This window comes from Micrococcus sp. HSID17227, from assembly GCF_003989405.1.
Taxonomy (GTDB): domain Bacteria; phylum Actinomycetota; class Actinomycetes; order Actinomycetales; family Micrococcaceae; genus Micrococcus; species Micrococcus luteus.
In genome coordinates this window covers 1-1,538 of the sequence record NZ_RBLN01000376.1, presented here as the reverse complement: position 1 = coordinate 1,538, position 1,538 = coordinate 1, and the positions used below count along the sequence as shown (strand labels likewise).

Below are 1,538 nucleotides of genomic sequence, written 5' to 3'. Positions count from 1 at the left end.
GCGCGTGGCCACCTCGGCCAGCTCCTCATCGGCGACCTCGGCCACGGGCGTCCAGCCGCCGCGGGGCGGGGTCAGCGCGGTCCAGGTGACGTGCTCGCGGCCCGGCGGCACGGCGAATGCCAGGTCGACGGGGTCCTGGCCGCGCATCCGCGCGGTGCGCTCGGTGACGGAGCCCAGGGCGACGACGGCGTCCAGGTCCGCCACGCCGTGGGCGGTCGCCAGGGGCACGGTGCGCAGCCCCAGGACGACGGGCACCCCGTCTCCGAGCCCGGCCGGCTGCAGCACGGAGACCCACTGGGCGAGCATCGGGGTGCGGGAGCGCCCCGCCTCAGGCACGACGTGCAAACGCATGCCCGTGTCGGCGACGCGCCGGGCGCGGCTGGCCAGCTGCTCGAGGTCCCGCACAGCGCGGTCGTCGACGAAGCGGAGGACGGGGGCGGCGGCGGGGTGCTCGGTCATGCAAGCATTGTCCCAGGTCCGTCGCGTCCCGGGCCGCCCCGCCGTCGCGGGTCCATCCATGTCGAAGGAGAGCCGTTCGTGCCGCAGCGCCATCCCCGTCCCCGCCCCGGTCACGCACCGGTCCGCCCGGCCTCGGCCCCGAAGGACCCCACCGAAACGCTGCGGGGGATCCTGGAGCTGACGCCGGCCGCGCCGGACCCGGTGACGGGTCAGGTCCGCTTCACGGGCACGACCCCCCGGCAGACGCACGGCCGGGTGTTCGGCGGCCAGGTGCTCGCCCAGGCGCTGGCGGCCGCCTCCCGCACGGTGCCGGCCGCCCGTTCCGCCCACTCGCTCCACGGCTACTTCATCCGCCCCGGGGACGCGCTGCAGCCCATCACGTTCACCGTCGAGACGCTGCGGGACGGCCGCTCCTTCTCCGTCCGCCGGGTGCTGGCCTCCCAGAACGAGAAGGCCATCCTCGCCCTGACCTGCTCCTTCCAGGAGCCCGCCGGCAGCGCGCTGGACCACCAGGTGGCCATGCCGGAGGGAGTGCCCCGGCCCGAGGACCTGCCCACGACGGCGGACGTGCTGGGCGCCATCAACCACCCCGTGGCCCAGGAGTGGGCCTGGTCCCGGCCGTTCGACATCCGCCACGTCACCCCGGCCATCTATGTGGAGCCGGCCGCCGAGACCGAGAACCGCAACATGGTGTGGATGAAGACCTTCACGCCCCTGGCGGACGACCCCGCGCTGCACCTGGCGGCGCTCACCTACGCCTCGGACTACACGCTCCTCGAGCCGATCCTGCGGCAGCACGGCGTCGCCTGGATCCAGCCCGGCATGTCCGTGGCCTCCCTCGACCACGCGATGTGGTTCCACCGGCCCGCCCGCGTCGACCAGTGGCTGCTCTACGTCCAGGACTCCCCCAGCGCCCAGGGCGCGCGCGGCCTCGGCACGGGCGCCGTGTTCACCGAGGACGGGACGCTCGTGGCCACGGTCGCCCAGGAGGGCATGATCCGCCTGCCCGAGGGGGCCGCCGCCCGGCGGGCGCGGGCCCGGGGCGCCGGCGGCCTCGAGGTGCTCGCCTCCAAGGGCGC

1 protein-coding gene and 1 pseudogene are annotated in these 1,538 nt (G+C 75.7%); one reads left to right on the top strand and one right to left on the bottom strand.

Annotated features, from left to right (window positions below):
* Positions 1–459 (bottom strand): annotated as a pseudogene (locus D8M29_RS11970) (hypothetical protein); the annotation flags it as partial.
* 78 nt (positions 460–537) lie between these two features.
* Between D8M29_RS11970 and D8M29_RS11965 the strand changes: the two are divergent.
* Positions 538–1,538: acyl-CoA thioesterase II (locus D8M29_RS11965; RefSeq protein WP_148111616.1), on the top strand; the 1,001-nt coding region annotated here is incomplete at its 3' end.